We start from the raw sequence: 26850 nt of genomic DNA, 5'->3' as shown, positions 1-26850 counted from the left end.
GAAAGGGCGCGGCTGCGTTCAGGGGCCCGCGAATGGCGCGGGCCCAGGTGGAGGAAGAAATGCCAGCGATCCCCCTTCGTCGTTCGCGCCTGACCGGCGCCCTGCTGTTGGCCCTGGCGCTGCCGCTGTCCGCGCAGTCGCCCGAGCCCGAGATTCCCGCCGAGGAGGCTGCCGCCGAGACGGCCGAAGCCGACCCCGGCCTGGACGCCGCTCCGGAAGCCTCCGTCGAGCCGTCCGCTCCCGTCGCCGCCACCGACCCGGTGCTGCTCGACGCCGAGATCCTGCCGCGCGCCAGCCGCTCGCTGCTGCTGGACGTGGTGCGCACCAATGCCGGCTTCTTCGCCGTGGGCGAACGCGGCCATGTCCTGGTCTCGGAAGACGGCCAGGCCTGGACCCAGGCCAAGGTGCCGACCCGCGCCACGCTCACCACGATCGCCACCGCCGATGGCGTGCTCTGGGCCGCCGGCCACGACGGCGTCATCGTCCATTCCACCGACGGCGGCCAGACCTGGACCCGTCGTCGCGCCGCGCCCTGGAGCTACGACCTCGTCGACCCGAGCGAAGGCGTGCCGGTGATGGACCTGCTGTTCACCGACGCGCGCAACGGCTTCGCGATCGGCGCCTACAGCCTGATGCTGGTCACCAGCGATGGCGGCGTCACCTGGACCCCGCGCAGCGTGCTGGGCGGTGCCGCCGACGATGCGCCGGCCGAGCCCGAACCCGCGTCCGATGAAGTCGCCGAGGCCGACGACTGGACCTTCAGCGACGACGACCTGATGCTCGACGCCGAGTCCGACCCGCACCTCAACGCCATGGCCCGCGCCGGCTCCGGCGCGCTGGTGATCGCCGGCGAGCGCGGCACCTTCATGCGCTCGCGCGACGGCGGCGAGACCTGGGAAAGCAAGCGCTTGCCCTACGAGGGCTCGATGTTCGGCGTGCTGACGTGGGAGGACGACCACATCCTGGTGTTCGGCCTGCGCGGCAACGTGCTCGAGTCCCGCGACCTCGGCGATACCTGGACCGAGGTCGAGACCGGCATCACCACCAGCCTGATGGGCGGCCACGCGCTGCCCGGCGGCGGCGCGGTGCTGGTCGGCGCCAACGGCGCCATCCTGACGCGCCCCGACGCCGATACGCCGTTCACCGCCACCGCCTACGAGATGGGCACCGGCGAAACGCCGCTGCTGTCGGGCGTGCTGCCGGTGGACGACGCCGCATACCTCGTGATCGGCGACAAGGGCGCCGACCTGTACCGCCCGAAGTGACGGAGTAGCAATGAGCCTGCCCAACGCCCAGCCCGGCCCCTTCGCCCGTTTCGCCGAGAAGATCGTCTTCGGCAACCGGCCGCTCGTCCTGATCGTCTTCACGGCGATCACCGTGGCGATGCTCTACTTCGCCATGCAACTCGAGGTCGACGCCGGCTTCAAGAAGCAGGTGCCGCTGCAGCACGAGTACATGCAGACCTTCCAGGACTACGAGGCCGAGTTCGGCGGTGCCAACCGCGTGCTGGTCGCCGTGATCGCGAAGGACGGCGACATGTTCGACCAGGAGTTCATGAAGACCCTGGAGAACGTCACCAACGACGTCATCAACCTCGACTCCACCGACGACGCCCGCTCGCGCTCGCTGTTCACGCCGAACGTGCGTTTCATCGAGGTGGTCGAGGACGGCCTGTCCGGCGGCAACGTCATCCCGCAGACCTTCACCCCGAACGTCGAGGGCTTCCAGTCCACGCCCGAGGACTTCCAGGCCATCCGCGGCAACATCGTCAAGGCCAACATCGTCGGCCGCCTGGTCGCCAAGGACTGGTCCGGCGCGATGATCTGGGCCGACCTGATCCCGGAAAGCGACGTCAACAAGGTCGACTACCAGGAAGTGGCGGCGCAGTTCGAGGCCATCCGCACCAAGTACGAGGACGAGAACCACACCGTCCACATCATCGGCTTCGCCAAGGTCGTCGGCGACATCAGCGACGGCGCGCGCTCGGTCATCAAGTTCTTCGCGGTCACCATCGCCTTCACCTGGCTGCTGCTGTTCCTCTACTCCACCTCGGTGAAGCTGGCCAGCCTGACCGTGGCCGCGGCCCTGGTGTCGGTGGTGTGGATGCTGGGCGCGCTGAAGCTGATGGGCTTCGGCATCGACCCGATGAACATGCTGACGCCCTTCCTCATCTTCGCGATCGCGGTGAGCCACGGCGAACAGATGATCAACCGCTTCCGCGGCGAGATCTTCTTCGGCGGCCTGGAGGAGGGCACGGTCGAGGAGCTGCGCGCCCGCGCCAAGGACGCCGTGGATCCGCTGGAGGCCGCGCGCCTGTCGTTCCGCATGCTGCTGGTGCCGGGCACCGTGGCCCTGATCGCCGGCTGCATCGGCTTCGGCGCCATCATGGTCATCCCGATCGACATGGTGCGCGAGCTGGCCATCACCGCCACCGTCGGCGTGGCGCTGACCATCCTCACCGACCTGGTGCTGCTGCCGGTGCTGCTGAGCTACACCCGCCTGCGCAACATCGACCGCAAGCGCGAGTTCCGCCTGCGCCAGCTCACGCGCTTCGACAAGATCTGGGCGGCGCTGTCGCGCCTGTCCAAGCCCGGCCCGGCCGCGGCGGTGATCCTGATCGGCCTCGTGGTGTGGTTCTTCGCCTGGCAGCACGGCAACAAGGTGATGATCGGCGACGCCCAGAAGGGCGTGGCCGAGCTGCGCCCGGACGCCCGCTACAACCAGGACGCGGTGCTGATCGCCGAGCGCTTCGCGCTGGGCGTGGACATCATGAACGTGATCGCGGAGGCGGCGCCGTCGGCCTGCACCACCAGCTTCGCCGCCATGGAGACCATCGACCGGTTCGCCTGGCACATGGAGAACGTGGAAGGCGTGGAGCAGGTCATCACGCTGCCGGCCGCGGCCAAGATCGTCAACGCCGGCTGGAACGACGGCTCGGTGCGCTGGCGCGTCCTCCCGCGCGACCCGGATACGCTGCGCCAGGCCACGCAGAGCTTCGAGACCGACTCGGGCCTGCTCAACGCCGACTGCAGCGCGATCCCGATCACCATCTTCACCTCCGACCACCAGGCCACCACCATCGACCGCGTGGTCGCGGCGGTGAAGGAGTTCCGCGAGGCCAACGACGCCTACGTGCCCGGCAACCTGCGCCTGCAGCTGGCCGAGCAGGCCGCCGAGAACCCGGAGTTCACCTCCGACCAGGTGAACCTGCGCCTGGCCACCGGCAACGTCGGCGTCGCCGCCGCCACCAACGACACGGTGCGCGAGTCCGAGCACATGATCCTGATGCTGCTCTACGCGGCGGTGTTCGTGATGTGCTGGATCAGCTTCAAGAACCCGCTGGCCGCGCTCTGCGTGCTGGCGCCGCTGGTGCTGGTGACCGAGCTGGGCCATTCGCTGATGGTCGAGCTCGACATCGGCATGAAGGTCAACACGCTGTGCGTGGTGGCGCTGGGCGTGGGCATCGGCGTGGACTACGGCATCTACATCTTCGCGCGCATGCGGGAGTCGATGCTGCAGGGCCGGACGGTCGCGGAGAGCTACTTCGTGGCGCTCAAGACCACGGGCATCGCGATCTTCTACACGGCGCTGACGCTGGCCGTGGGCGTGGCGATGTGGATCTTCTCCGACCTCAAGTTCCAGGCCGACATGGGCATCATGCTCACCTTCATGTTCGTGGTGAACATGGTCGCGGCGATCATCTTCCTGCCGGCGCTGTGCCGCTGGCTGCTGCGCCCGCGCGAAAAGGACGACTGGGTCGCCAAGCTCTGACCCCTGCTGCGTCGGAAGCTTTGGAAGGCGGGCCTCGGCCCGCCTTTCTTTTTGTGCCCGTGGGCGGTGACGCCGGCGCCACGCCCTAAAGTTCTTCGGGGGTAGGAACGGGACGGGACTTGGCGAGGCTGCGGAGGGCGATGAGCAGGATGCCGGCGAGGGTCATCGCCCCGCCGAGCCACAGCTTCGGGCCCGGGCGATCGCCCCAGACCAGGACCCCGAGCGCAACCGCGAAGACCGGCGTCAGCAGCAGCCACGGCATGACCTTCGCCACCGCGTGGCGCTGCACCAGCGAGTAGTAGATCCCGTGGCCCAGCAGCGACGCGACGATGGACGCGTAGGCCACGCCGAACCACGCCTGCCCGCTGAAGCCCGCGATGGCCTCGAAACCGCCCGGCTCCAGCCACAGGCTCAGCGCCAGCATCGGGCCCACGCCCAGCACGGCGGTCCAGGCCTGCATGCCGTAGCGATCGACGCCACCCAGGCCCCGCATCAGCACCGTGCCGACCGCGAGGAAGAACGCCGACACCAGCATCAGCACCAGCGATTCGGGGTTGTCGAGCACCAGCGGGTCGAAGCCGAGCACCAGCACGCCGCCGAAGCTCAAAGCGATCGCCGTGCCGGTGCGCCATGCGAAGCGCTCGCCCAGCAGCGCCCAGGCCAGCAGCACCGACATCGGCACGTAGCTCTGCATCACGATCGCCGGCGAGGACAGGTCACCGGCGAGCTTGATCGCCCAGAAGCTCAGGCCGAAGTGCAGCACGCCCATGCACAGCGCGATCGCCAGCAGCCGCGGCCACTGGCCCGGCGCCGGGCGGCGCAGGAAGGCGCCCAGCAGCAGCGCCAGCAGCGCGAGCCGCAGGCCGGTGAACAGCAGCGGCGGCATCTCGCGCAGCGCCAGCGCCGAGGTCAGGAAGTTGCCGGCCCAGGCCACGCACACCAGGAGCGCCAGGAGCAAGTCGCGGAGGGGCATGCCGGTTACCGATGCGGGGGAGTGGGAAGGCAAGTGGCGCGGGATGGCTTGCCGCTGGCGCGGCGCTCGGGCAGAGTCGGCGGGCGCAACGCGCATCCGAGTATCCAATGGGGAGAGTTTCAATGGAACAGATGGCTGCCCTGGGGGGCATTATCCTGGTGATCTTCGCGGTAATGCTGGTGCTGGGCCTGCTGGTGGGTGGCCTGATCCTGAAGTTCAGCGTGCGCCTGCTGCAGGGCTTCTCGCCGAGCTACGGCAAGTCGATCCTGGTGGTGTTCCTGTCCGGCGTGGTGGGCTTCATCATCCAAATGGCGCTGACCATGGTGATGGGCGTCGGTGCCGGCATGACCGATCCGGCCTCGATGGGCAACGAGGCGGCGGCGGCCGGCATGATGATGGCCTCGCTGGGCATCATGGGCGTGAGCCTGCTCGCGGCGCTGTTCATCACCGCGTTCTTCATCAACCTGCTGATCAAGTCGCCGACCGGCCAGGCCATCGGCTACGGCCGGTCCTGCCTGGTGTCGCTGCTGTACCTGGTGGCGATGGTGGTGCTGGGCTTCGTGGCCAGCATCGTGATCGGCATCATCATCGGCATGATGGGCGTCGGCGCGGCCGCGATGGCCGGCTGATACGGCAGCACGTTCGACCTGTGGGAGGGACTTCAGTCCCGATGCTTTTCGGTGAAGGGCATCGGGACTGAAGCCCCTCCCACATTCGTTTTTGCAGTCAGTGCTGCCAGCCGAGCTTGCGATAGAGCTTGTCGAGCGTCCACAGCGGTCCGACCAGCAGGTAGCTCAGGTCGGTGAGGAAACTCGGCTTGCGGCCTTCGATCTTGTGGCCGATGAACTGCCCGATCCAGGCCACGACGAACACGCCGATCGCCAGCCAGAGCAAACCCTGCGACCCCAGCGCCATCCAGAGCGCGCGGTTGAGGAAGCCGAAGGCCACGAACACCACCAGCATGCCGATCGCCAGCGGCCGCGACAGCCGCCAGTACCAGGCCCAGGCCAGGAACATGCCCACCGCCATCCAGGCGCCCTGGTTCACGAGTGCCGTCGGCACCGGGACCACCCACAACGCCGCCGTCACCGACCACACGATCGCCGGCACGCACAGCAGGTGGATGGACTGGTTGGTCGGGTTGACGTGGTCGCCTGAATAGCTCGACAGCCAGCGGTCGACCGGGCGCCGCGGGTCGGGCGTATCGATCAGGTCGGGGGACGTGGCCATGGTCGTGCTCCGGGGTTTCGGGGACGGCCCATCATAGCCCCGCCCCCGGGGCCCGGCATCAGTCCAGGCGCAGGTCGGCCAGGCGGTCCAGGGCTTCGGCGTACTTGCGGCGCGTTCCCTCGATGACCTCGGCCGGCACCTTCGGGCCGGGCGCCGTCTTGTTCCAGTTCAGGGTCTCGAGGTAGTCGCGCACGAACTGCTTGTCGTAGCTGGGCGGGCTGATGCCGACCCGATACTGGTCGGCCGGCCAGAAGCGCGAGGAATCCGGCGTCAGCATCTCGTCCATCACGTGCAGCACGCCGTGTTCGTCCAGGCCGAACTCGAGCTTGGTGTCGGCGATGATGATGCCGTGCTCCAGCGCATACGCCGCCGCGAACCGGTAGATCGCCAGCGTCGCGTCGCGCACCTGCATCGCCAGGTCGGCGCCGACCAGCGACACCACGTGGGCGAAGCTGACGTTCTCGTCGTGGTCGCCCACGGCCGCCTTGGTGGACGGGGTGAAGATCGGCTCGGGCAGCTGCTGAGCCTGCTGCAGGCCGGCGGGCAGGGCGATGCCGCACAGGGCGCCCGAGCGCTGGTAGTCCTTCCAGCCGCTGCCGATCAGGTAGCCGCGGGCGATGGCCTCCACCGGCACCGGCTTGAGGCGCTTGGTCACGACGGCGCGCTTCGCGTACAGCGCCGGGTCCACGCCCGCCGGCAGCACGCTGGCCACGTCCTCGTGGGTAAGGTGGTTGGGCACCAGGTGCGCGGTCTTGTCGAACCAGAAGTTGCTGATCTGGCACAGCATCTCGCCCTTGCCCGGGATCGGGTCCGGCAGCACCACGTCGAAGGCCGACAGCCGGTCGGTGGCGACCATCAGCAGGCGGTTGCCCGGCAGTTCGTACACGTCGCGGACCTTGCCGCGGTGGAGCAGGGTCAGGCCGGGCAGGTCGGAAGTGTGCAGGGTGGTGGGCACGGCGGGCTCGCGGGCACGGGGGAGGCCGCCATTGTAAGGCGGGCGGCCCGGCCATGACGCCGTACACGCAGGACGCGCTGCTAGAATCCGGCCCATGACCACGCCCGCCCTGCTCCTGCTGGCCAGCCTCGCGGCCCCGGCCACCGCCCCGGCCCTGCCGCCCAAGCCCGCCAAGCTCGGTCTCTGCGTCGCCTGCCACGGCGAGGACGGCACCGGCCGCGCGCCGGGCACGCCGCACATCGGCGGCCAGGACCGGCTCTACCTCGAGCGCTCGCTGGCCGACTACCGCAGCGGCAAGCGCCAGCAGGTCCCGATGACCAGCCTCGCCAACGCCCTGCAGCCGCGCGACATCGAGGCGCTGGCGGCTTGGTACGCGGCCCAGCCCGGCTTCGTCGGCGGGGGCCAGCGATGAGGTACTACGGCAAGCTGCTCGGCTTCGTGGCGGGCTGGCTGCTGCTGCGCCATCCGGCGGGCGCCGCGCTGGGCCTGCTGCTGGGCCACGCGCTGGACGCCGACTGGTTCCGCCGCAAGAAGTACGACCCTTACGAAATCCTCGGCCTCACCAGCGACGCCAGCGAGGCCGAGGTCGAGCGCGCGTACCGCCGGCTGATCGCGCAGTACCATCCCGACCGCCTAGGCGGCGTGGCGCCCGAGATCCGGCAGCAGGCCGAGGACAAGGCGCGCGAGATCAACGCCGCCTACGAGCGCATCCAGAAGCAGCGCCGCAAGTAGGCCGGCCCCAGGGGAAGGGCCGTCCCACCCGCGGCGCCGCGTGGCTCAGAAGCGGTAGTTGAGCGTCAGCCGCACGCTTTCGACTTCTATGTCGCTGTTCCCGCGGCGGAAGTCGGTGCCGTTGGGATTCACCAGCAGGAACGGATTGGTGGCCGGCGCCGGGCCCTGTGCCCGCACCCGGTAGTCCTCGTCCTCGAAGTCGGTGCGCAGGTACTCCAGCCCCACCGAGAACGCCTCGCCGAGCCGGCGCTCGTAGCCCACGCCGTACTGCGCGCCCGAGGCATCGCTGTCGCCGTTGGCCACGAAGGTGTTGACGCCGTTGCTGGTGCTGAAGTCGTTGGACACCGACGCCCAGGCGTAGCCCGCGGTGGCGTAGAGCAGGTTGCGGTCGTCGCCGAAGCTGAAGCCGACGCGGCCGCGCAGGGCATAGCTGGTCTCGAGCTCGCGCCGCATCGTGTAGAAGGCCGGCGTGGTGCTGAAGGCCGCGACGCTGTCGGTGAGGCCGCCGCGCGCCACTTCGCCCAGCACGCCGTAGACGAGGGCACCGTCCTGCCAGTCGTAGCCCAGGCGCAGGCCGTAGTCGTCGTTGTCGTCGTCGCTGTTGCTGCGGCAGCCGCTGGCGGGCGTGGGGCCGTTGGCGCCGCCGCCGCAGAAGCCGGGCGAGAACGCGTTCGCGCCCGCCGCGGTGCGCACGGTGTCGCCGAAGGCGCCGTCGAGGTTGGTGTCGAACAGGATGGCTTCGCCGCGGGCATCCGCCTGGGTGGACGGGCCGGCGTGGCCGCCGACGTAGGCGCCGTTCCAGGGGGACTGGGCCTGGGCGGCACCGGCGGCGCCGAGGCCGAGGCTGATCAGCAGGGCGAGGGAGGTCTTCATCGTGGGGGGACTCCTGGGCAAAGGGGCGTCGGCTGTCTCCGACCTCTGCCCCTACGCACCCAAAGGGGCCGCCGGATGCAGGGCCCGGGTCGCGCCCGCGAGGCCCGGCGGCGTCGCTCCCACGGCGGCCCCGGCCCGCGTCGCTGGCCCGGTAGAATGGGCCGTCCGCGGGCCGCGCCCGCCGCTGCCGGGTCCCGCCATGTCGTCCTGCCTGATCGCCCCGTCCATCCTGTCCGCCAATTTCGCCAAGCTGGGCGAGGAAGTGGACAACGTGCTCGCCGCCGGCGCCGACTGGGTGCACTTCGACGTGATGGACAACCATTACGTGCCCAACCTCACCATCGGCCCGCTGGTCTGCGAGGCGCTGCGCAAGCACGGCGTCACCGCGCCGATCGACGTGCACCTGATGGTGAAGCCGGTGGACCGCATCGTCCCCGACTTCGCCGCCGCGGGCGCGAGCATCATCAGCTTCCATCCCGAGGCCAGCGAGCACGTGCACCGCACCGTGCAGCTGATCAAGTCGCACGGCTGCCAGGCCGGCCTGGTGCTCAACCCCGCCACGCCGCTGGACGTGCTGGACTACGTGCTGCCCGAGCTCGACCTGGTGCTGCTGATGTCGGTCAACCCCGGCTTCGGCGGCCAGGCCTTCATCCCGTCGGCGCTGGACAAGCTCAAGCGCGTGCGCGACCGCATCGACAAGCTGGGCAAGCCGATCCGGCTGGAGATCGACGGCGGCGTCAAGGCCGACAACATCGCCGCCATCGCCGCGGCGGGCGCCGACACCTTCGTCGCCGGCTCCGCCATCTTCAACGCCCCCGACTACGCCGACGTGATCGCCCGCATGCGTGCTGCTGTCGCGTCCGCCCGGGGGGGGTGATTTTTCGACGCGGATTTGCGCGGATGAACGCGGATAGAGCAGAAGCGGGAGTGATTCCCCGAAGCTGAAACTCCATCGCGCCCGCCAAGACAGAAAAAGGGGTCAGAGTAAATATTCGTTTCAATCGAATATTCACTCTGACCCCTTTTTATCGCCTCTTCACCTAATTGATCTGCTCTCGCTCTATCCGCGTTCATCCGCGTGAATCCGCGTCAATACCGCTCTAACCTAGATCGGCGCGAGGGTGACGACGTAGCGCATCGGGCCGCGGGGGGCGGTTGCGTTGAAGGGCCAGCAGGTGACCAGCACGAGCTGGTCGGTGGATGAGGTGGCGATGCGGGTGGTGCGGGAGTCCACGACCTCGCGGGCGGTGACGCGGTAGCGGCGCGGGCCGGCGGCGGATTCCAGCGAGACCCAGTCGCCGTCGCGCAGGTGTTCGAGCCACCGGAAGTGCGTGTCGCGGTGGCCGCTGATGATGGTCGTGCCGGTGGCGCCCGGCGCGGCGCTGGCTTCGGCCCAGCCCGGCCCGAAGGCCAGCGGCCGGCCGGCGTCGCCGGCCAGCACGATTTGCGAGATGCCCAGTCGCGGCGCGCCGAGGCGCGCCACCGGGTGCGTGTCGGCCCAGGGCCAGGGGCGATGCGCGGCGCCGTCGGCCAGGCTCGTTTCCCAGGCGCGGTCGAGCAGCTGCTGCGCCAGCATCGCCTTGGCCGGCAGCCAGGCGGCGTGGCCGCCCAGCGCCAGCGCCGCCAGCATCAGCCCCCGGCCCAGCCAGCGGCGCAGCCGCGGTGGTGGGACTTCCCTGTCCCGAGGGTGCATCCATGATGCGGGGCTGGCGACGGGGGAAATCACGGCGCCTCCTGCGCCGTCCGAGGGGAAACCAGGGGCACTGGCCGGCGCCGCAGCAGCGGGCTGGCGTCGGCGGGCACGAAGTGCCAGTGCATGTGGCGCAGCGCGCGTTCGGTCGAGCGCGGGCCCGGGTCGGGCACCGGCGCCAGCGGCGGCAGCGGGGGAAGATCACGGCGTTCGACGATCAGGACCATGGCAAACCTCCGGGGTCAGGCCTGCGCGGGTTCGCGCAGGAGGCAAAGCAGGGCGGTGCAGACGATCCAGGCGATGACGCGGGCGACCATGGCTCAGGCCCTCCCGCGCAGCAGCAGGAAGGACGCGAGCGCCATCGCCAGCGCCAGCAGCAGCTCGCGCAGCCAGCCCATGCTGCCCTGCGCGAATTGCAGGGATCCTTCAGGCGTGGCGTTCATCACCTGCGAGCTGCCCATGGCCTCGCCGGCCGGGCGCGCCGGGGTCTTGTCCACGGCCACCAGGCTGGTGTAGCGGCTCACCAGGCCGTGGCGCAGGGCGGTGTCGACGATCTGCGCGCGCATCTCGGACTCCTTCTCGCCGCGGCGCATCGCATCCTCCAGCGTGTCGATGCGCGCGCGCGCCCAAAGCCGGCCAATGCCCGGGGCCGGCACCGCGGAGCCGCCCGACAGCTTCAGCTGGCGCGTCCAGGGCTGCGGGCGCAGGCCGCTCACGGCGACCGTGCCCTGCAGGTTTTCGACGCGCGCCACCACCTGCAGCACCTCGCCTTCGTACAGGTCGGGCACGCGCGCCGGATGCATCTCGGCCGCGCCCGGCCAGGCCAGCGTGATGTCGCGCATCGCCGGCCGGTCGAGCTTCGCCAGCAGGCCGTCCATCACTTCGGTGACTTCCTCGACGTTGCGGACGAGGGTCTGGGTGCCGCGGCCGGCTTCGGCCGCCTTGCGCAGGAAGTGGCCATTGGGCGCGCTGCCGATGCCGACCGGGAACAGGCGCGATTCGCCGCGCTCGGCTTCGATCAGGCGCAGCAGTTCGTCTTCGTTGCCGATCGCGGCGTCGGTGGCCAGCACCACCTGGCGCAGGTAGCCCGCCGGCGCCCGGCCGGCCAGCGCCGCGCGCAGCGCCGGCAGCATCTCGGTGCCGCCCTCGGCCTGCAGCGAGCGCACGAAGCTGCGGGCGCGGGCCACGTTGCCCGGCTCGGCGGCCACGGCGTCCGGGAACAGCAGCTCGAAGCTGTCGTCGAAGCGCACCACGTTGAAGCGATCGCCCGGGCGCAGCCGCGACAGCGCGCGGTCGGCGGCCTCGATCGCCTGTTCCATGGACGCGCCCGACATCGAGCCGGAGTTGTCGATCACGAGGATCAGTTCACGCGGCAGCGGCGCCACCGGCAGCGTGGGCGGCACCAGCATCAGCATCGCGAAGGACTCGCCGTCCAAGGTGTCGGTGAACACGGCGCTGCGCGGCGCGCGGCTGGGCACGGGCTCCCAGCGCAGGAGGAAGTCGCGGTCGCTGGCGTCAACGAGGTTGGCCAGCGTGGCCCGGTAGGTGCTGCCCTCGGCCGACACGGTGATCGCATGGCTGGGGCTGGTGACGCTCTTGAGCGGCAGGCCCGGCTCGATCTCGACGCTCAGCGCCACCGTCGGCGGCAGCGCGCCGCTGCGCACGATCGCTTCGTCGGCGACCGGCAGCGCGGCCGGGCGGCTGGCCGGGTCGAGCAGGCCCGCGGCTTCGCGCGTGCCTTCGTAGCGCGGGGTCAGGGTCAGCGGCAGGTGCAGCGAGAACGCGCCGTCGCGGAAGGCGACCGGCTGCCAGTAGCGCACCTCGATCTCCACTTCCTCGCCCGGGCCGATGTTGGCCACGCGGGTCTGGAACAGGTTCGGGCGGTTCTGCGACACCAGGCTGGCGCGCTGGCCGCTGGCGGCCGCGGCCTGGTAGATCGCCTCGGCTTCGGCCTTCTCGCGGATCTCGCCCACGATCAGCCGGTCGCCGACGCGCAGGGTGAGCGCGCCAACCGCGCCGTTCTCGGGCAGCGGCAGCAGGTAGCGGCCCTCGCGCCATTCGCTGGCGTCGTTGCGGTAGGTCTGGCGCACCGTCACTTCGGCCAGCAGGCCGCGCACCTGCATGTCCACGGTGGTGTCCATGGCCAGGGTGGCGACCCACTCGTCGCCGATCTTCATCTGCAGGCCTTCGGGTTCGGGGTCGGGCTCCGGGTCGAACTCGCTGGCGCGGGCCGGGGCGAGGGCGAACACCAGGGCCAGCACCAGCGTGGCGACCAGGTACAGCCAGACCAGCGGCTGCGCGGGCGCCGGGCGGGGGCGGAAGAGGCGGGGCTTGCGGGTTTCTCGGGCGTGCATGGCGGTGCTCCTTGGGGACGCTGCCATTGCGCGGCCGCCGCCTGCCCGGCGCCGGGCCCGGTTCGGGCAGGACGCCGACGAGTTGTGGCGATTTGCGGGCAATCCGTTGCCGCCGCCCCGCGCGCTGGCCTAGGCTGGCCGCCATGTCACGCACCGTCGCCATCGTCGAAGACGAACCCGCCATCCGCGCCAACTACGCCGAAGCCCTGCGCCGGCACGGTTACGCAGTCCAGCCCCACGCCAGCCGCGCCGAGGCGCAGGCGGCGTTCGCGCTGAAGCTGCCGGACCTGGTCATCATCGACGTCGGCCTGGGCGACGAGCCCGAGGGCGGCTTCGACCTCTGCCGCGAGCTGCGCGCGCGCTCGGCCACGCTGCCGATCCTGTTCCTGACCGCGCGCGACTCCGACTTCGATGTGATCTCTGGGCTGCGCCTGGGCGCCGATGACTACCTCAGCAAGGACACCAGCCTGCCGCAGCTGACCGCCCGCATCCACGCGCTGTTCCGCCGGCTCGATTCGCTGGCCGCGCCGCAGGCGCGCGAGTCGGTTTACCGCCTGCGCGCGCTCACGCTCGAGCTCGAGCGCATGCGCGTGTGCTGGAACGAGGCCGAGGTGGCGCTCACCGTCACCGAGTTCTGGATGGTGCACGCGATGGTGCGCTATCCCGGCCACGTGAAGTCGCGCGACCAGCTAATGCGCGAGGCGCAGGTGGTCGTGGACGACGCCACGATCACCTCGCACATCAAGCGCATCCGCCGGAAGTTCCAGGCGCTCGACGCCACCTTCGACGAGATCGACACCGTGCACGGCGCCGGCTACCGCTGGCGCGCCTGACGTGACCCTGCGCGCCAAGCTGCTGCTGCTTTCGCTGTCGGTGCTTGCGCTGCCGTGGGCGGGCTGGAAGTTCGTGCAGCAGCTCGAGTTCCTGCTGCGCCAGGGCCAGGAGCAGGCGCTGCTGGCCTCGGCCGAGGCGCTGGCGCGCGGCATCGCGGTGCGGCCGGCCAGCCTGCCGCCGGCGGGCGAGGGCTGGTTCGCGCACCGGCTGGCGTTCGCGCCGCGGCTCGACGGCGAGGCCGGCGACTGGCAGGGCGCCGAGGTCGATCCCTACGCGTTCGGCGCCCCGACGCCCTGGCTCCGGGTGACCCTGGGCCGCAGCAACGAGCGCCTGCACCTGCTGCTCGACGTGCGCGACGCCAGCCGCCAGCGCGGCGAGGCGCACTGGCCCGGCGACCTCGAGTACGACCGCCTGCGCCTGCATCTTTCCGGCCCCTCCGGTGAACTGCGCCTGCGGCTCGCCAACAGCGAAACGGGCGCGCTGCGCGTGGCCGGCGAGGACGGCCTGCCGCCGCCGATCCGCATCGAAGGCTTCTGGCGCGAGCATGCCGAGGGCTACACGGTCGAACTGGCGCTGCCCCAGGCCTTCGCCGTGCGCACGCTGGGCCTGGAGGCGCGCGACCTCGACGCCGGCGGCCAGCGGCGGCTGGCCGGCACGCTGGACGCGGACGGCACGCTGCAGGGTCGCCCCGTGCACGGCTACGTGGGCGGCCTCGAGCCCACGCTGGCGGCGTTGGCGCCGCCTGGCATGCGCGTGGTGCTGGCCGACCGCGCGGCCTGGGTGATGGCGCGCGCCGGCGCGGTCGGCGCCGACACCACCGAAGACGACCTGTTGCCGTGGCGCCGCGGGCTGTATCGCGCGCTGCTGTTCCGCGACACGCTGCCCACCGCCAGCGAGCCCGCCGACGCGCGCCGCGTGCTGCGCGCCGAAGTCGCCGATGCCATCGCCGGCCAGCCCGGCACGGCCTGGCGCCGCGATCCTTCCGGCGCGCGCCTGCTGCTGTCGGCCGCGGTGCCGGTGCGGGTGGATGGCCAGGTGCGCGCCGCGCTGCTGCTAGAGCGCTCGAACTCGGAAGTGCTGCTGCTTACCGACCGCGCGTTCTCCGGCCTGCTCGGCGTGAGCTTCGTGGTGTTCCTGGGTTCGTTCGGGCTGCTGTTCCTGTTCGCCTCGCGGCTGGGCACGCGCATCCGACGCCTGCGCGACGCCGCCGAGCAGGCGCTGGACCGCGAGGGCCGCGTCACGCGCTTCCCGGTCACGGCCGCGCGCGACGAGGTGGGCGACCTCTCGCGCAGCTTCGCCAGCCTGCTGGACCAGGTCGCGGGCTACACCGACTACCTGCGCTCGCTGTCGGGCAAGCTCTCGCACGAGCTCAATACGCCGCTGGCGATCGTGCGCACCTCGCTCGACAACCTCGATTCGGCCGACCTGCCGGCCGAGGCGCGGCCCTACGTCGGCCGCGCCCGCGACGGCATCGAGCGCATGGGCACGCTGGTGCGCACCATGAGCGAGGTCACGCGCATCGAGCACGCGATCTCGGCGGTCGAGCCCGAGGACTTCGACCTGCGGGCGCTGCTTGCCGATTGCGCCGAAGGCTACCGGTCGCTGCTGGCGCCGCGTGAATTCCAGGTCGAGCTTCCGGCGGCGCCGCTGCCGCTGCGCGGCTCGCCCGAGCTGGTGGTGCAGGCGCTGGACAAGCTGGTGGACAACGCGCGCGGCTTCTGCCCGCCCGAGGGCTGGGTTCGCTTGTCGCTGGCCGCGGAGGGCGAGGGCGCGCGCATCGCGCTGGCCAACGCGGGCCCGCGGCTGCCGGAGGCGATGCAGTCGCGGCTGTTCGATTCCCTGGTCAGCCTGCGGGCCAAGCCGCAGCGCGACGAGGGCGGCACGCACCTGGGCTTCGGCCTTCACATCGCCAAGCTCATCACCGAGCTCCACCGCGGCCACGCCGACGCCCGCAACCTGCCCGCCGGCGACGGCGTCGAGTTCACCCTCCACCTCCGCGACATCCCCCGGTCTCTGTAGGAGGGACTTCAGTCCCGATGCTCCTCGCCGGAAAGCTTCGGGACTGAAGTCCCTCCTACACGGGGCGGTGGCTATACTTGGGGCCTGTCCGCAAAGGCTTGCCCCGTGATTTCCGCCGAAGAGTTCAAGCGCCTGGCCGGTGAAGGCCACAACCGCATCCCCGTCGTCCGTGAAGTGCTGTCGGACCTCGATACGCCGCTGTCGGTGTACCTGAAGCTGGCGGACGGCCCGCATACCTACCTGTTCGAGTCCGTCGAAGGCGGCGAAACCTGGGGCCGCTATTCCATCATCGGCCTGCCTGCGCGGCGCACCTACACCTTCCGCGACCACACGCTGGAAGTGCGGGAGCACGGCGAGCTCACCGAGACCCGCCAGCTCGAAGACCCGCTGGCGGAAGTCGACCGCCTGCGCGAATCGTTCACCGTGCCGCGCATGCCGGACCTGCCGGCCTTCACGGGCGGCCTGGTCGGCTACTTCGGCTTCGAGACCATCGGCTGGATCGAGAAGCGGCTGGCCGGTGGCGACAAGCCCGACCAGCTCGGCACGCCCGACGCGCTGCTGCTGCTGAGCGAAGAAGTGGCGGTGTTCGACAACCTCAAGGGCCGCCTGTACCTGATCGTTCACGCCGATCCTGCCGAGCCGCAGGCGTACGCGAAGGCCGTGCGCCGGCTCGACGAGCTGGTCTATCGCCTGCGCCACTCCGGCCGCAGCTACCCGGACGTGCTCGATCCCTCGCTGCTGAGCGAGCAGGACTTCGTGTCCGGCTTCACCAAGGACGGCTTCCTGGCCGCGGTCGAGAAATCGAAGGAGTACATCCGCGCCGGCGACATCTTCCAGGTGGTGCTGAGCCAGCGCATGAGCGTGCCGTTCCGGGCGCGGCCGGTGGACGTGTACCGGGCGCTGCGCGCGCTCAACCCGTCGCCGTACATGTATTTCCTCGACCTGGGCGGCACCCAGGTGGTGGGCAGTTCGCCCGAGATCCTGGTGCGCCTGCAGGGCGGCGAGATCACCGTGCGGCCGATCGCCGGCACGCGCCCGCGCGGCGCCACCGCCGAGGCCGATGCCGCGCTCGAGGCCGAGCTGCTGGCCGACCCGAAGGAGCGCGCCGAGCACCTGATGCTGATCGACCTGGGCCGCAACGACGTCGGCCGCGTCGCCGAGCCGGGCAGCGTCACCGTGCCTGATCGCTTCATCATCGAGCGCTATTCGCACGTGATGCACATCGTCAGCGAAGTGCGCGGCCAGGTGCGCCCGGGCGTTGGTTTCGCCGAAGTGATCAAGGCCACCTTCCCGGCCGGCACCGTCAGCGGCGCGCCGAAGATCCGCGCGCTGGAGGTGATCCGCGAACTCGAGCCGGTGAAGCGCAACATCTATTCCGGCGCCGTCGGCTACCTCAACTGGTGGGGCGACGCCGACACCGCCATCGCCATCCGCACCGCCGTCATCCAGGACGGCCGCCTGCACGTTCAGGCGGGCGCCGGCATCGTCCACGACTCCGATCCCGAAAAGGAATGGGACGAGACGATGAACAAGGGCCGCGCGCTGTTCCGCGCCGTGGCCCAGGCGGCCGGCGGGCTCTAGCCGCGGATGGGTCCGCGCGTCCGCGGCTTGATCGAGCGGCTGCGGCCACGCCGCGCCGGCCTGCGGGCCTGGCTGGGCCTGAGCTATGGCCTGCTGGCGGTCTTGCTGGTCGGCGTGCTGTCGGTGCTGGTCGAGCGGGCCGCCAGCGACGAGCTTGAGTACGACATCGGCCTGCGCCTCGCCGCCAACGCCGGCGCGCTGGCCGAGCGGATGGACGAGGGTCTCTACGAGCGCCTCAACGACATGCGTACGCTGTCGCTGCAGCCCGGCATCGCCGAGCCTGAGGCGAACCAGGAAACGCTGCGCGCCATGTTCGACATGATGCAGCTGACCTATCGCGACTACGCCTGGATCGGCATCGCCGACGCCACCGGCGTCGTCCGTGTCGCCAGCCGCGGCATGCTGGAAGGCGAGAACGTGTCGGCCCGTCCCTGGTTCAAGGCCGGGCTGCGCGACCCCTTCGTCGGCGACATCCGCGACGCGGTGCTGCTGCAGAAGTACATCGATTCCCCGGCCGATGACCCGCTGCGCCTGATCGATGTCGCCGCCCCGGTGCACGACGATTTCGGGGTGCCGGTGGGCGTGGTGGGCGCGCACTTGTCCTCGGAATGGGCGGAGCGGCTGCGGCGGGACCTGATCGCCGGCCAGATCGGACGCGATCCGGTCGAGGTGTTCGTACTCAACAACGACGGCATGGTCGTGCTGGGTCCCGAGGGCTGGCGCGACCGGTTGCTCGAGGTCTCCAGCGGACGGGCCGTGCGCGCGGGGCCGCCTGGCTTCGTGCTCGAGACCTGGCCCGACGGCCGCGACTACCTCACCGGCTATGCAAGGACGCGCGGTCGCCCGCTGTTCGAAAGCCTGGGCTGGGCGGTGCTGGTGCGCAAGGACGCCGAGCTGGCGTTCGCGCCGGTGGCCGACTTGCGGCGCCAGATCTGGCTGGTGTCGGTGGCGCTGACACTCGTGTTCCTGCTGGTGGCGTTCCTGCTGGCGCGCCAGATCGGCACGCCGCTGCAGGCGCTGGCCGCCGCGGCGCGGCGCCTGCAGGCCGGCGAGCCGGATGCGACCTTCCCGCCCGAGCGCGGCTACCGCGAGGCGCGCGAACTCACCGGCGCGCTGCGCGGCCTGGTGGAGGAACTCACGGCGCACGAGCGCGAGCTCACCGCGCTCACCCAGCAGCTCGAGCAGCGCGTGCGCGAGCGCACCGTCGAGCTCAGCGAAGCCAATGCCCAGCTCGAAGTGCTGGCCATGACCGACGGCCTGACCGGCCTCGCCAACCGCCGCCACTTCGGCGACCAGCTGGCGCGCGAAGTGATCCGCTGCGGCGAGAAGGGCAAGCCGCTGGCGCTGGTGACGATGGACATCGACCACTTCAAAGTGATCAACGACACCCACGGCCACCCCGCCGGCGACGCCGTGCTGCGCCGGGTGGCGATGCTGCTGGAGGAAAACGTGCGCGGCGGCGACCTGCTGGCGCGCGTGGGCGGCGAGGAGTTCGCGGTGCTGGCGCTGGAGGCGCCGATGTCGGAGGCCATGCCCCTGGCCGAGCGCCTGCGCGCCTGCATCGAGAACGCGGGACCGATTTCCGTGGGCCGCACGGCCGTGCCGGTGACGATCAGCGTGGGCGTGGCGGTGCTGTGGGGCCGCCAGGGCGACCTGCTCAAGGCTCCCGAGCGCCTGCTGGCCGCGGCCGACGACGCGCTTTACCGGGCCAAGCGCAACGGGCGGAACCGGGTGGAAGTGGCGGCGCCCTAGTCGCCCCACGGGCCGGCCCGGGGGCGCCCCGGAAAGTCACTTCACCGGGCTTTCACGGCATGCCCCGCAACTTCCCGCATGACTGCGGGCCCCTCTGGTCGTGCGCAAAGCACGGCGATGTCGTAGTCGACGACACGACGCCCTGGCCCGCTGCTCCCCATGTTCCTGCCCGAACGGCGGCGCCTGGCATCGAACCTTCGACCTGCCTGGGAACTTGACCATGGAAATCCTTGCTGGAATCTGGCTCGGCATGCCCGTTTGGGTGTGGCTGGCCTTCATCACCGTCGTACTGGCCATTCTTGTCTTCGACCTGGGCGTGCTGCACCGCGACGCCCACGAGATCGAAGTGAAGGAAAGCCTGTGGATGTCGGCGCTCTACATCGGCCTCGGCCTGCTGTGGGCGGTCGCCGTCTGGTTCATCTACCGCGCCTACGGCGGCGAGGGCGCCCTCGATCCGCAGATCGCGGCCCTGCCGACCGCCGAGGCCCGCGCCTGGGAAGCGGTGACCCTGTACCTGACCGGCTACCTGGTCGAGAAGGCGCTGGCGCTGGACAACGTGTTCGTCATCTCGATGATCTTCGCCTACTTCGCGGTGCCCCGTATCCACCAGCACCGCGTGCTGTTCTGGGGCATCCTGGGCGTGATCGTGCTGCGCGCGATCATGATCGGCGCCGGCGCGGCCCTGGTGATGAACTTCGCCTGGGTGCTGTACGTGTTCGCGGTGCTGCTGATCGCGACCGGCATCAAGATGCTGTTCGCGATCGACCACCAGCCCGACCTCGCGGACAACCGCGTGTTGAAGTTCCTGCGCCGGCGGCTGCGGGTGACCGACGAGCTGCACGGCGAACGCTTCTGGGTGAAGCTGCCCGACGGCGCCACCGGCAAGCTGGCCTGGTTCGCGACGCCGCTGTTCCTGTGCCTGGTGCTGGTGGAGCTGGCCGACGTCGTGTTCGCGATCGACTCGGTGCCGGCCATCTTCGCCATCACGCCCGATCCGTTCATCGTCTACACCTCGAACATCTTCGCCATCCTCGGCCTGCGGGCGCTCTACTTCGCGCTGGCGGCGGTCGTGCACCGCTTCCACTACCTCAAGTACGCGCTGGCGCTGGTGCTGGTCTTCATCGGCGCCAAGATCCTGCTCGGCGACTGGCTGTGGGACGGCAAGATGCCCGCGGAGCTGAGCCTCGGCGTCACGGTGGCCCTGCTGGCGGGCGGCATCGGCTATTCGCTGTGGAAGTCCCGCGGCAGCGCGGCCCCCGCGGCGGACTAGGCCCGGCCCGTGCGCCCGGCGGCGGCCCCACCGGCCGCCCCGGGCGCCCGGTCCCCGGCCGGAAAGGGCGGCATCGAGCCTTCGTCGGCCCTATACTTGCGCTCTTTTCCGCGACGGCCGGCCTTACCAATGCTGTTGATGATCGACAACTACGACAGCTTCACCTACAACCTCGTCCAGTATTTCGGCGAGCTGGGGCAGGACGTGAAGGTCGTCCGGAACGACGACCTCACGGTCGCGCAGATCGCCGCGCTCAAGCCCGACCACATCGTCATCTCGCCCGGGCCGTGCACGCCCAACGAGGCGGGCGTGTCGCTGGAGGTGCTGGAGAAGCTGGCCGGCCAGGTGCCGATCCTCGGCGTCTGCCTGGGCCACCAGAGCCTGGGCCAGGCCTTCGGCGGCGAGGTGGTGCGCGCACGCACGATCATGCACGGCAAGACCTCGCCGATCCGCCACAAGGGCGTGGGCGTGTTCGCCGGCCTGCCGGATCCGTTCGAGGCCACGCGCTACCACTCGCTGGTGGTGCGCAAGGAATCGCTGCCCGACTGCCTCGAGGTCACGGCCTGGACCGAGAACGAAGACGGCTCGATCGACGAGATCATGGGGCTGCGGCACAAGACGCTCGCGGTCGAGGGCGTGCAGTTCCATCCGGAGTCGATCCTGACGCAGCACGGGCACGACATGCTTCGTAACTTCATCAAGGCGGATCGGGGTTGAAACCCCTCCCACAGGCCAACGCCATGCCGATTACCCCGCAGGACGCGCTCCAGCGCATCATCGAGAACCGCGAGATCTTCCACGACGAGATGGTGGAGCTGATGCGCCAGATCATGCGCGGCGACGTCTCGCCCGTGGTCACGGCCGCCATCCTCTCCGGCCTGCGCGTGAAGAAGGAAACCGTCGGCGAGATCGCCGGCGCGGCGCGGGTGATGCGCGAGTTCGCCGCCAAGGTGGTGGTGCCCGACGCGCACAACTTCGTCGACATCGTCGGCACCGGCGGCGACGGCGCGCACACCTTCAACATCTCCACGGCCAGCATGTTCGTGGTGGCGGCGGCGGGCGCCAAGGTGGCCAAGCACGGCAACCGCAGCGTCTCGTCCAAGTCAGGCAGCGCCGACGTGCTCGAGGCCCTGGGCGCGGTGATCGAGCTGCAGCCCGAGCAGGTGGCGGCCTGCATCGCCGAGACCGGCATGGGCTTCATGTTCGCGCCCATCCACCACCCGGCCATGAAGAACGTGGCCCCGGTGCGCAAGGAGCTGGGCGTGCGCACCATCTTCAACATCCTCGGCCCGCTCACCAACCCGGCCAGCGCGCCCAACATCCTGATGGGCGTGTTCCATCCCGACCTCGTCGGCATCCAGGTGCGCGTGCTGCAGCGCCTCGGCGCCAAGCGCGCGCTGGTGGTCTGGGGCCGCGATGGCATGGACGAGATCTCGCTGGGCGGCGCCACCATGGTCGGCGAGCTTCGCGGCGACGACGTGGTGGAGTACGAGATCCATCCCGAGGACTTCGGCATCTCGATGGCCGCCAGCCGCAACCTGCGCGTCGAGAACTCGGAAGAGTCGATGGTGCTGCTGAAGGAGGCGCTGGACGGCAAGGACGGCCTTCCGAAGGAAATCGTCGCGCTCAACGCCGGCGCCGCGCTGTACGCCGCCGGCCGCGCGGTCTCGATCGCCGACGGCATCGACCAGGCGCGCAAGGCCATCGCCGCCGGCAAGGCCCGCGCCAAGCTCGACGAGTTCGTCGCCGCCACCCGCCGCTTGGGCGGGCGCTGAGCCGGCCGCCCACCGAGGAACGACATGAGCGACATCCTGCAAACCATCCTGCGCCGCAAGGCCGAAGAAGTGGCCGAGCGCGCCGCGCGCCTGCCATTGGCCGAGCTCGTGGCGCGCTGCGAGGGCCTGCCGCCGACCCGCGGCTTCGCCGCCGCGCTGCAGGCGAAGATCGATGCCGGCCGGCCGGCCGTGATCGCCGAGGTCAAGAAGGCTAGCCCCAGCAAGGGCGTGATCCGCCCCGACTTCCATCCCGCCGACATCGCCGCCAGCTACGAGCGCGGCGGCGCGGCCTGCCTGTCCGTGCTCACCGACGTCGACTTCTTCCAGGGCGCGGACGACTACCTGGTGCAGGCCCGCGGCGCCTGCACGCTGCCGGTGCTGCGCAAGGACTTCACCGTGGACGCCTACCAGGTGTACGAGGCGCGCCTGCTGGGCGCCGACTGCATCCTGCTGATCGTGGCCGCGCTGGGCGACGCGGCCCTGGCCGACCTCTCGCACCTGGCGATGGACCTCGGCATGGACGTGCTGGTGGAAGTGCACGACATCGACGAACTCGAGCGCGCGCTGCAGGTCGGGGCGCCGCTGGTGGGCATCAACAACCGCAGCCTGCGCACCTTCGACGTGACGCTGCAGACCACGCTCGACCTGAAGCAGGCCGTGCCGGGCGACCGCCTGCTGGTCACCGAGAGCGGCATCGCCACGCCCGCCGACGTCGCGCTGATGCGCGGCAACGGCGTGCACGCCTTCCTCGTCGGCGAGGCCTTCATGCGCGCGCCGGACCCGGGCGCCGAGCTGGCGCGCCTGTTCGCCTGAGGCCCCGATGCCCGCCGCGACCGTCCTGTTCGACTTCGACGGTACCCTGGTGCGGGGCGACTGCGCGGCGGCCTGGCTGCGCGGCCAGCTCCGCAGCCATCCGCTGCGCCGGCTCGCGGCCGGCCTGAGCTTTCCCTTCCTCGCGCCCGGCTTTGCCTGGTGGCGCAGCGCGTGGTTGCCGGCCAGCTTCTACACCTGGCTGGCCACGGTGGGCCGCACCCAGGAGGCGCTGGTCGAGGCGCGCGAGGACTTCCTCCGTGAGTGCGCGCTGCGCCGCGATGAACTCCTCATCGCGCCCGCCGTGCGTCGCCTGCACGCCCACCTCGAGGCCGGCGACCCGGTGGTGATCGTCACCGGCGCCGAGGCCAGCCTGGCCCGCGACCTGTGGCAGGCACTGGGCCAGCCGGCGGTGCCCGTGGTGGGCTCGAGCGTGCGCCAGGCCTTCGGCGGCTGGATCGGGCAGGAGCACACGATCGGCCCGCGCAAGATCGCCGCGCTCGCCCGCGAAGGCATCCGGTCGCCTTTCGCGGCGGTCTACAGCGACAGCTTCTGGGACCTGCCCCTCCTGTGCGAAACAGCGCGGCCCGTGCTGGTCCGCCCCGACCCGCGCAGCCTGGCCCGCGTCCACAAGCGCCTCCGCGGCGCCTTCGAACTCCTCCGCTGACCAAAAAGGGGTCAGAGTAAATATTTGTTTCAAACAAATATTTACTCTGACCCCTTTTTGGTCAGTCGCCGAGGCGTTTGAGGAAGCGCAGGGCGCTTTCGTTGAAGCCGCAGGCTTTGTAGAAGGCGTGGGCCTCGGTGCGGTGGGTGGCGGAGGTGAGCTCGATGCGCGCCGCGCCGGCCAGGCGGGCGCGGTGCTCGGCCTCGCGCAGCAGCATGCGGCCGACGCCGCGGCGCTGTTCGCCGTCGGAGACCACCAGCGCCGTGATGCGGCAGGTGCGCGCGCCCAGCGGCAGGTAATACATCAGGTCCAGCGCCAGCAGCCCGACCAGGCAGCCGTGGCGGTCGGCGACCAGGATTTCCTGGTCGGCCTCCTCGGCCAGGGCCCGCAGGCGGTTCGCGGCTTCGGCGCGGTCGCAGGGGTAGCCCAGCACGCCGAGCAGGGTGGCGACGCCGGCGGCGTCCTGGGTCGTCGCGGGACGGACCAGCAGGGAATCGGTGCCCGCGACGCCGGACCGGCCCATGCCTCAGCGGGTGCCGTAAACCACGACGGTCTTGCCGCGGGCGTGCAGCAGGTTCTGCTCCTGCAGCTGCTTGAGCACGCGCCCGGCCATCTCGCGCGAGCAGCCGACGATGCGCGCCAGCTCCTGGCGCGACACCCGGATCTGGGTGCCCTGCGGGTGCGAGAGCGCATCGGGCTCGGCGCAGAGGTCGTGCAGGGTGCGGATGATGCGGCCGCTGACGTCGAGGAAGGCGAGGCGGCTGGCCTTGCGGCTGGTGTCGAGCAGGCGCTTGGACAGCTGCAGGCCGATCGCGTACAGGATGCGCGGGCACTCGGCCTGCAGCGGGCCGGCGAAGAGCTGGTGCAGGCGGTCGTAGTTGATCTCGGCCAGCTCGCAGGCGCTGCGCGTGCGGACCACCACCGCGCGGGCATCGGCGGCGAAGAACAGGCCCATCTCGCCGATGAACTCGCCGGCGTTGACGTAGCCCAGGATCAGCTCGCGGCCATCGGGCTCCTCGCTGACCACGCTGAGCGAGCCGCTGACCACGTAGTGCAGCGAGGTGGCGGGCGCCCCGGGCCGGAAGACGTCGGTGCGGGACGGGTAGCGGCGCCGGTGGCAGTGGTCGAGGAAGCGGCCCATGGTCGCGGCATCGGGCGCCAGCGGGCTGTTGACCAGTTTCGGCGGCTGGATCGACATGTTCGGCGAACTCCTGTTCTGACGGCGCCAAGGCGGGCTCTGGAGGCCCCTGCAAGCATTCAGCTTAGGCCGGTAACGTGCCCCGGGCAATGCCGGCGAGGCCCCTTCCGGCGCCAAGGTTCCCCCGGGGGGCGGTTTGGCCGATAATGCGCCCCCTCGCTCCACCCCCTCCGCATACGGGAATGCCCACGTGGTCAAGCCACTGCCTCGCCTCCGGCTCCAGGGTTTCAACAACCTCACCAAGGCGTTGAGCTTCAACATCTACGACGTCTGCTACGCGGTCTCGGAAGAGCAGCGCCAGCGCTACATCGAGTACATCGACGAGGCGTACAACGCCGAGCGCCTGACCCAGATCCTGACCGACGTGGCCGAGATCATCGGCGCCAACATCCTCAACGTGGCCCGCCAGGACTACGACCCGCAGGGTGCCTCGGTGACGATCCTGATCTCGGAAGAGCCCGTGATCGACAAGAAGGCGGCCGGCAAGGAGCTGATCTCCGACGCCGTGGTGGCGCACCTGGACAAGTCGCACATCACCGTGCACACCTATCCGGAAACCCACCCGCACAACGGCATCGCCACATTCCGCGCCGACATCGACGTGGCCACCTGCGGCGTCATCTCGCCGCTGAAGGCGCTGAACTACCTGATCGAGTCCTTCGAGTCCGACATCGTGGTGATGGACTACCGCGTGCGCGGCTTCACCCGCGACGTGAAGGGCAAGAAGCACTACATCGACCACAAGATCAACTCGATCCAGGACTTCCTGTCCAAGCCGATCAAGAACAAGTACGAGATGATCGACGTCAACGTGTACCAGGAAAACCTGTTCCACACGAAGATGCACCTCAAGGAGTTCGACCTCGACACCTACCTGTTCGAGGAGAAGGCCAAGAACCTCGGCTTCAAGGACCGCATGCGCATCGAGAACCAGCTCAAGCGCGAGATCGTCGAGCTCTTCAACGGCCACAACCTGGCCGACTGATCCGCTGCAGGTTGCGCGTATTGACGGTCCGGTGTCGCGAACACCGGGCCGTTTTTATTTGAACGCGGATAAGAGCGGAAACGTCGGATAAGAGCCGATAGAGCAATTTCGGATGGCTCCACGCCAGTTCGTTCCAGATCTTGAAAACCCCCTCTAGCCTTCGCCGTATCCGCCTTTATCCGACGTTTCCGCTCTTATCCGCGTTCGAACACGTCAGCCCCGGTAGGCCACGGCCTTCATCACACGCGAGGTCAGGGCCATGAGGCGGGGGATGGGGGAGGGGAGGACGCGGGCGCCGGCGGCGAGGGCTTCGTCGGCGTGGCGGGCCTCGTCGGACTTCATGGTGCGCAGGATCGCGCGGCTGCGCTCGTCGCCCGGGGGCAGGGTGGCCAGGTGTTCCTCGAGGTGCGCCTCGACCTGGCGCTCGGTTTCGACCACGAAGCCCAGGTTCCAGCCATCGCCGCGCAGGCCTGCGGCCAGGCCGATGGCGTAGCTGCCCGCGTAGAACAGCGGGTTGAACAGGCTGGGCCGGCTGTCGAGCTCGCGCAGGCGGTCGGCGCACCAGGCCAGGTGGTCGGTTTCCTCCTGCGCGGCGTGCTCGAGCTGGGCGCGGGTGGCGGCGTCGCGGGCCACCGCGGCCTGGCCGACGTACAGCGCCTGCGCGCAGACCTCGCCGGTGTGGTTGATGCGCATCAGGCCGGCGGCGTGCCGGCGTTCGGCCGGGTCCAGCGCGGCCCGCGGCAGCTCGCCGGCGGGGTTCGGTCGCTCCGCGCGGGCCTGCCCCAGCGTGGTGCCCAGGGCGTGCTGGGCCTCGATCAGGATCCGGTCCAGCGGGCTGAAGTGGCGGGTCGCGGTCATGCCAGGTGCTCGGCGAGGAAGTCGATGGGATGGCGCACCGGCATTTTAAGCCCGGGCGCCAGGTGCAGGCGGCAGCCGATGTTGGCCGACAGCAATACCGTGGCACCGCTGGCCGCCACGGCGGCGTGAACCGGACCTCGCAGGGCCGCGGCCCGCGCCGGGAACGCCACCTGGTGCAGGCCCGCGGCGCCGCAGCAGCCGGCGTCGGGCAGCACCACCAGGTCGAGCCCGGGGATGCGGCCCAGCAGCCGGCGCAGGGCCGCGCCGCTGCGCTGGGTGCAGGGCAGGTGCAGGACCACGCGCCCGTGCGCAGGGCGGAAGGCCAGCCGGTCGCCGAGCGCATCCAGCGCCGCCAGGGCGTCCTCGGCGCGGCCGTCCACGCTGCGCGAGAGGCTGTCGAGGCAGCCGCTGGCCAGGCACAGCACGCGGTCGCGGCCCTGGAAGGCGGCGCGGTTGGCGTCGCCGAGGCGGGCGGCCGTGGCGGCGTCGCCGGCGTGCGCGGCCGCGGCGCCGCAGCAGCCCT

The 26850-nt window shown here is 70.5% G+C and carries 27 protein-coding genes; 16 read left to right on the top strand and 11 right to left on the bottom strand.

Annotation, left to right across the window (positions count from 1 at the left end; all coding sequences use genetic code 11):
• The first annotated feature begins 59 nt into the window (after positions 1-59).
• Together N787_RS14115 and N787_RS00610 are read left to right on the top strand one after the other, a co-directional pair.
• Complete coding sequence (locus N787_RS14115; protein WP_052574988.1) at positions 60-1265, top strand: WD40/YVTN/BNR-like repeat-containing protein; 1206 nt, start codon at positions 60-62, stop codon at positions 1263-1265.
• Positions 1266-1275: 10 nt separating this feature from the next.
• Positions 1276-3771, top strand: a complete 2496-nt coding sequence (locus N787_RS00610) for an efflux RND transporter permease subunit (protein WP_052574987.1) — start codon at positions 1276-1278, stop codon at positions 3769-3771.
• A gap of 85 nt (positions 3772-3856) precedes the next feature.
• On the opposite strand, the gene N787_RS00605 is transcribed toward N787_RS00610, so the two are convergent.
• Positions 3857-4744, bottom strand: coding sequence for a DMT family transporter (locus N787_RS00605; RefSeq protein WP_034210000.1), 888 nt, complete (start codon positions 4742-4744; stop codon positions 3857-3859).
• Positions 4745-4866: 122 nt separating this feature from the next.
• Here N787_RS00605 and N787_RS00600 point away from each other — a divergent pair, with 122 nt between their 5' ends.
• A complete protein-coding gene (locus N787_RS00600) occupies positions 4867-5373 on the top strand; it encodes a hypothetical protein (protein ID WP_034209999.1) in 507 nt (168 codons plus the stop codon).
• A gap of 97 nt (positions 5374-5470) precedes the next feature.
• On the opposite strand, the gene N787_RS00595 is transcribed toward N787_RS00600, so the two are convergent.
• Positions 5471-5974 (bottom strand): Mpo1 family 2-hydroxy fatty acid dioxygenase, encoded by a 504-nt coding sequence (locus N787_RS00595; RefSeq protein WP_084590549.1) that lies wholly within the window; start codon positions 5972-5974, stop codon positions 5471-5473.
• 58 nt (positions 5975-6032) lie between these two features.
• The gene (locus tag N787_RS00590) at positions 6033-6929 is read right to left on the bottom strand and encodes a phosphoribosylaminoimidazolesuccinocarboxamide synthase (protein WP_034209998.1); all 897 of its coding nucleotides are present in this window, start codon (positions 6927-6929) and stop codon (positions 6033-6035) included.
• A 94-nt stretch (positions 6930-7023) separates the two neighbouring features.
• Here N787_RS00590 and N787_RS00585 point away from each other — a divergent pair, with 94 nt between their 5' ends.
• The gene (locus tag N787_RS00585; RefSeq protein ID WP_156968843.1) at positions 7024-7341 is read left to right on the top strand and encodes a c-type cytochrome; all 318 of its coding nucleotides are present in this window, start codon (positions 7024-7026) and stop codon (positions 7339-7341) included.
• A complete protein-coding gene (locus tag N787_RS00580) occupies positions 7338-7661 on the top strand; it encodes a J domain-containing protein (protein WP_034209996.1) in 324 nt (107 codons plus the stop codon). Before N787_RS00585 ends, N787_RS00580 begins: the two co-directional genes overlap by 4 nt.
• A gap of 45 nt (positions 7662-7706) precedes the next feature.
• On the opposite strand, the gene N787_RS00575 is transcribed toward N787_RS00580, so the two are convergent.
• On the bottom strand, positions 7707-8534 hold the full coding sequence (locus tag N787_RS00575) for an outer membrane protein (RefSeq protein WP_034209995.1): 828 nt from the start codon (positions 8532-8534) through the stop codon (positions 7707-7709).
• A gap of 199 nt (positions 8535-8733) precedes the next feature.
• Here N787_RS00575 and rpe point away from each other — a divergent pair, with 199 nt between their 5' ends.
• Entirely contained in the window at positions 8734-9411 is a 678-nt protein-coding gene (rpe, locus tag N787_RS00570; RefSeq protein WP_034209994.1) for a ribulose-phosphate 3-epimerase, read from the top strand.
• A 228-nt stretch (positions 9412-9639) separates the two neighbouring features.
• Here rpe and N787_RS00565 read toward each other — a convergent pair whose 3' ends face one another.
• The 3 genes from N787_RS00565 to N787_RS00555 form a co-directional block, all read right to left on the bottom strand.
• Complete coding sequence (locus N787_RS00565) at positions 9640-10227, bottom strand: class GN sortase (RefSeq protein ID WP_211252114.1); 588 nt, start codon at positions 10225-10227, stop codon at positions 9640-9642.
• A gap of 29 nt (positions 10228-10256) precedes the next feature.
• A complete protein-coding gene (locus N787_RS00560) occupies positions 10257-10451 on the bottom strand; it encodes a hypothetical protein (protein ID WP_034209993.1) in 195 nt (64 codons plus the stop codon).
• Between the two features lie 93 nt (positions 10452-10544).
• Positions 10545-12578: a marine proteobacterial sortase target protein gene (locus N787_RS00555; protein WP_052574985.1), complete on the bottom strand. Its 2034-nt coding sequence runs from the start codon at positions 12576-12578 to the stop codon at positions 10545-10547.
• Positions 12579-12721: 143 nt separating this feature from the next.
• On the opposite strand from N787_RS00555, the gene pdsR reads away from it, so the two are divergent.
• From pdsR to N787_RS00510, 9 genes are all read left to right on the top strand, one after another.
• Entirely contained in the window at positions 12722-13411 is a 690-nt protein-coding gene (pdsR, locus tag N787_RS00550; RefSeq protein ID WP_034209992.1) for a proteobacterial dedicated sortase system response regulator, read from the top strand.
• 1 nt (position 13412) lies between these two features.
• Positions 13413-15431 carry an ATP-binding protein gene (locus N787_RS00545; protein WP_034209991.1) on the top strand — a complete coding sequence of 673 codons (2019 nt, stop codon included), beginning with the start codon at positions 13413-13415 and terminating at the stop codon, positions 15429-15431.
• Between the two features lie 105 nt (positions 15432-15536).
• A complete protein-coding gene (gene trpE, locus N787_RS00540; RefSeq protein ID WP_034209990.1) occupies positions 15537-17012 on the top strand; it encodes an anthranilate synthase component I in 1476 nt (491 codons plus the stop codon).
• 6 nt (positions 17013-17018) lie between these two features.
• Positions 17019-18764, top strand: coding sequence for a sensor domain-containing diguanylate cyclase (locus N787_RS00535; RefSeq protein WP_052574984.1), 1746 nt, complete (start codon positions 17019-17021; stop codon positions 18762-18764).
• A 250-nt stretch (positions 18765-19014) separates the two neighbouring features.
• Entirely contained in the window at positions 19015-20034 is a 1020-nt protein-coding gene (locus tag N787_RS00530) for a TerC family protein (RefSeq protein WP_211252113.1), read from the top strand.
• A gap of 129 nt (positions 20035-20163) precedes the next feature.
• On the top strand, positions 20164-20751 hold the full coding sequence (locus N787_RS00525; protein ID WP_034209988.1) for an anthranilate synthase component II: 588 nt from the start codon (positions 20164-20166) through the stop codon (positions 20749-20751).
• Positions 20752-20774: 23 nt separating this feature from the next.
• The gene (gene trpD / locus N787_RS00520; protein ID WP_034209986.1) at positions 20775-21809 is read left to right on the top strand and encodes an anthranilate phosphoribosyltransferase; all 1035 of its coding nucleotides are present in this window, start codon (positions 20775-20777) and stop codon (positions 21807-21809) included.
• Positions 21810-21833: 24 nt separating this feature from the next.
• Complete coding sequence (gene trpC / locus N787_RS00515; protein ID WP_034209985.1) at positions 21834-22622, top strand: indole-3-glycerol phosphate synthase TrpC; 789 nt, start codon at positions 21834-21836, stop codon at positions 22620-22622.
• A 7-nt stretch (positions 22623-22629) separates the two neighbouring features.
• Entirely contained in the window at positions 22630-23286 is a 657-nt protein-coding gene (locus N787_RS00510) for a haloacid dehalogenase-like hydrolase (RefSeq protein WP_034209984.1), read from the top strand.
• Positions 23287-23347: 61 nt separating this feature from the next.
• Here the strand turns inward: N787_RS00510 and N787_RS00505 are convergent, their stop codons facing one another.
• Together N787_RS00505 and crp are read right to left on the bottom strand one after the other, a co-directional pair.
• Entirely contained in the window at positions 23348-23809 is a 462-nt protein-coding gene (locus tag N787_RS00505) for a GNAT family N-acetyltransferase (RefSeq protein ID WP_052574983.1), read from the bottom strand.
• 3 nt (positions 23810-23812) lie between these two features.
• Positions 23813-24484, bottom strand: a complete 672-nt coding sequence (gene crp, locus N787_RS00500; RefSeq protein WP_052574982.1) for a cAMP-activated global transcriptional regulator CRP — start codon at positions 24482-24484, stop codon at positions 23813-23815.
• A gap of 190 nt (positions 24485-24674) precedes the next feature.
• Here crp and speD point away from each other — a divergent pair, with 190 nt between their 5' ends.
• A complete protein-coding gene (gene speD / locus N787_RS00495) occupies positions 24675-25469 on the top strand; it encodes an adenosylmethionine decarboxylase (RefSeq protein WP_034209981.1) in 795 nt (264 codons plus the stop codon).
• A 213-nt stretch (positions 25470-25682) separates the two neighbouring features.
• Here the strand turns inward: speD and coq7 are convergent, their stop codons facing one another.
• On the bottom strand, positions 25683-26327 hold the full coding sequence (gene coq7, locus N787_RS00490) for a 2-polyprenyl-3-methyl-6-methoxy-1,4-benzoquinone monooxygenase (protein ID WP_034209980.1): 645 nt from the start codon (positions 26325-26327) through the stop codon (positions 25683-25685).
• Positions 26324-26850 (bottom strand): heterodisulfide reductase-related iron-sulfur binding cluster (locus tag N787_RS00485; RefSeq protein WP_034209979.1); only part of this gene is annotated, 527 nt, incomplete at its 5' end. The genes N787_RS00485 and coq7, both read right to left, overlap by 4 nt.

This window comes from Arenimonas metalli CF5-1, from assembly GCF_000747155.1.
GTDB lineage: Bacteria > Pseudomonadota > Gammaproteobacteria > Xanthomonadales > Xanthomonadaceae > Arenimonas > Arenimonas metalli.
The sequence above is the reverse complement of the archived record's forward strand: the minus strand, read 5'-3'. Positions and strand labels throughout refer to the sequence as shown.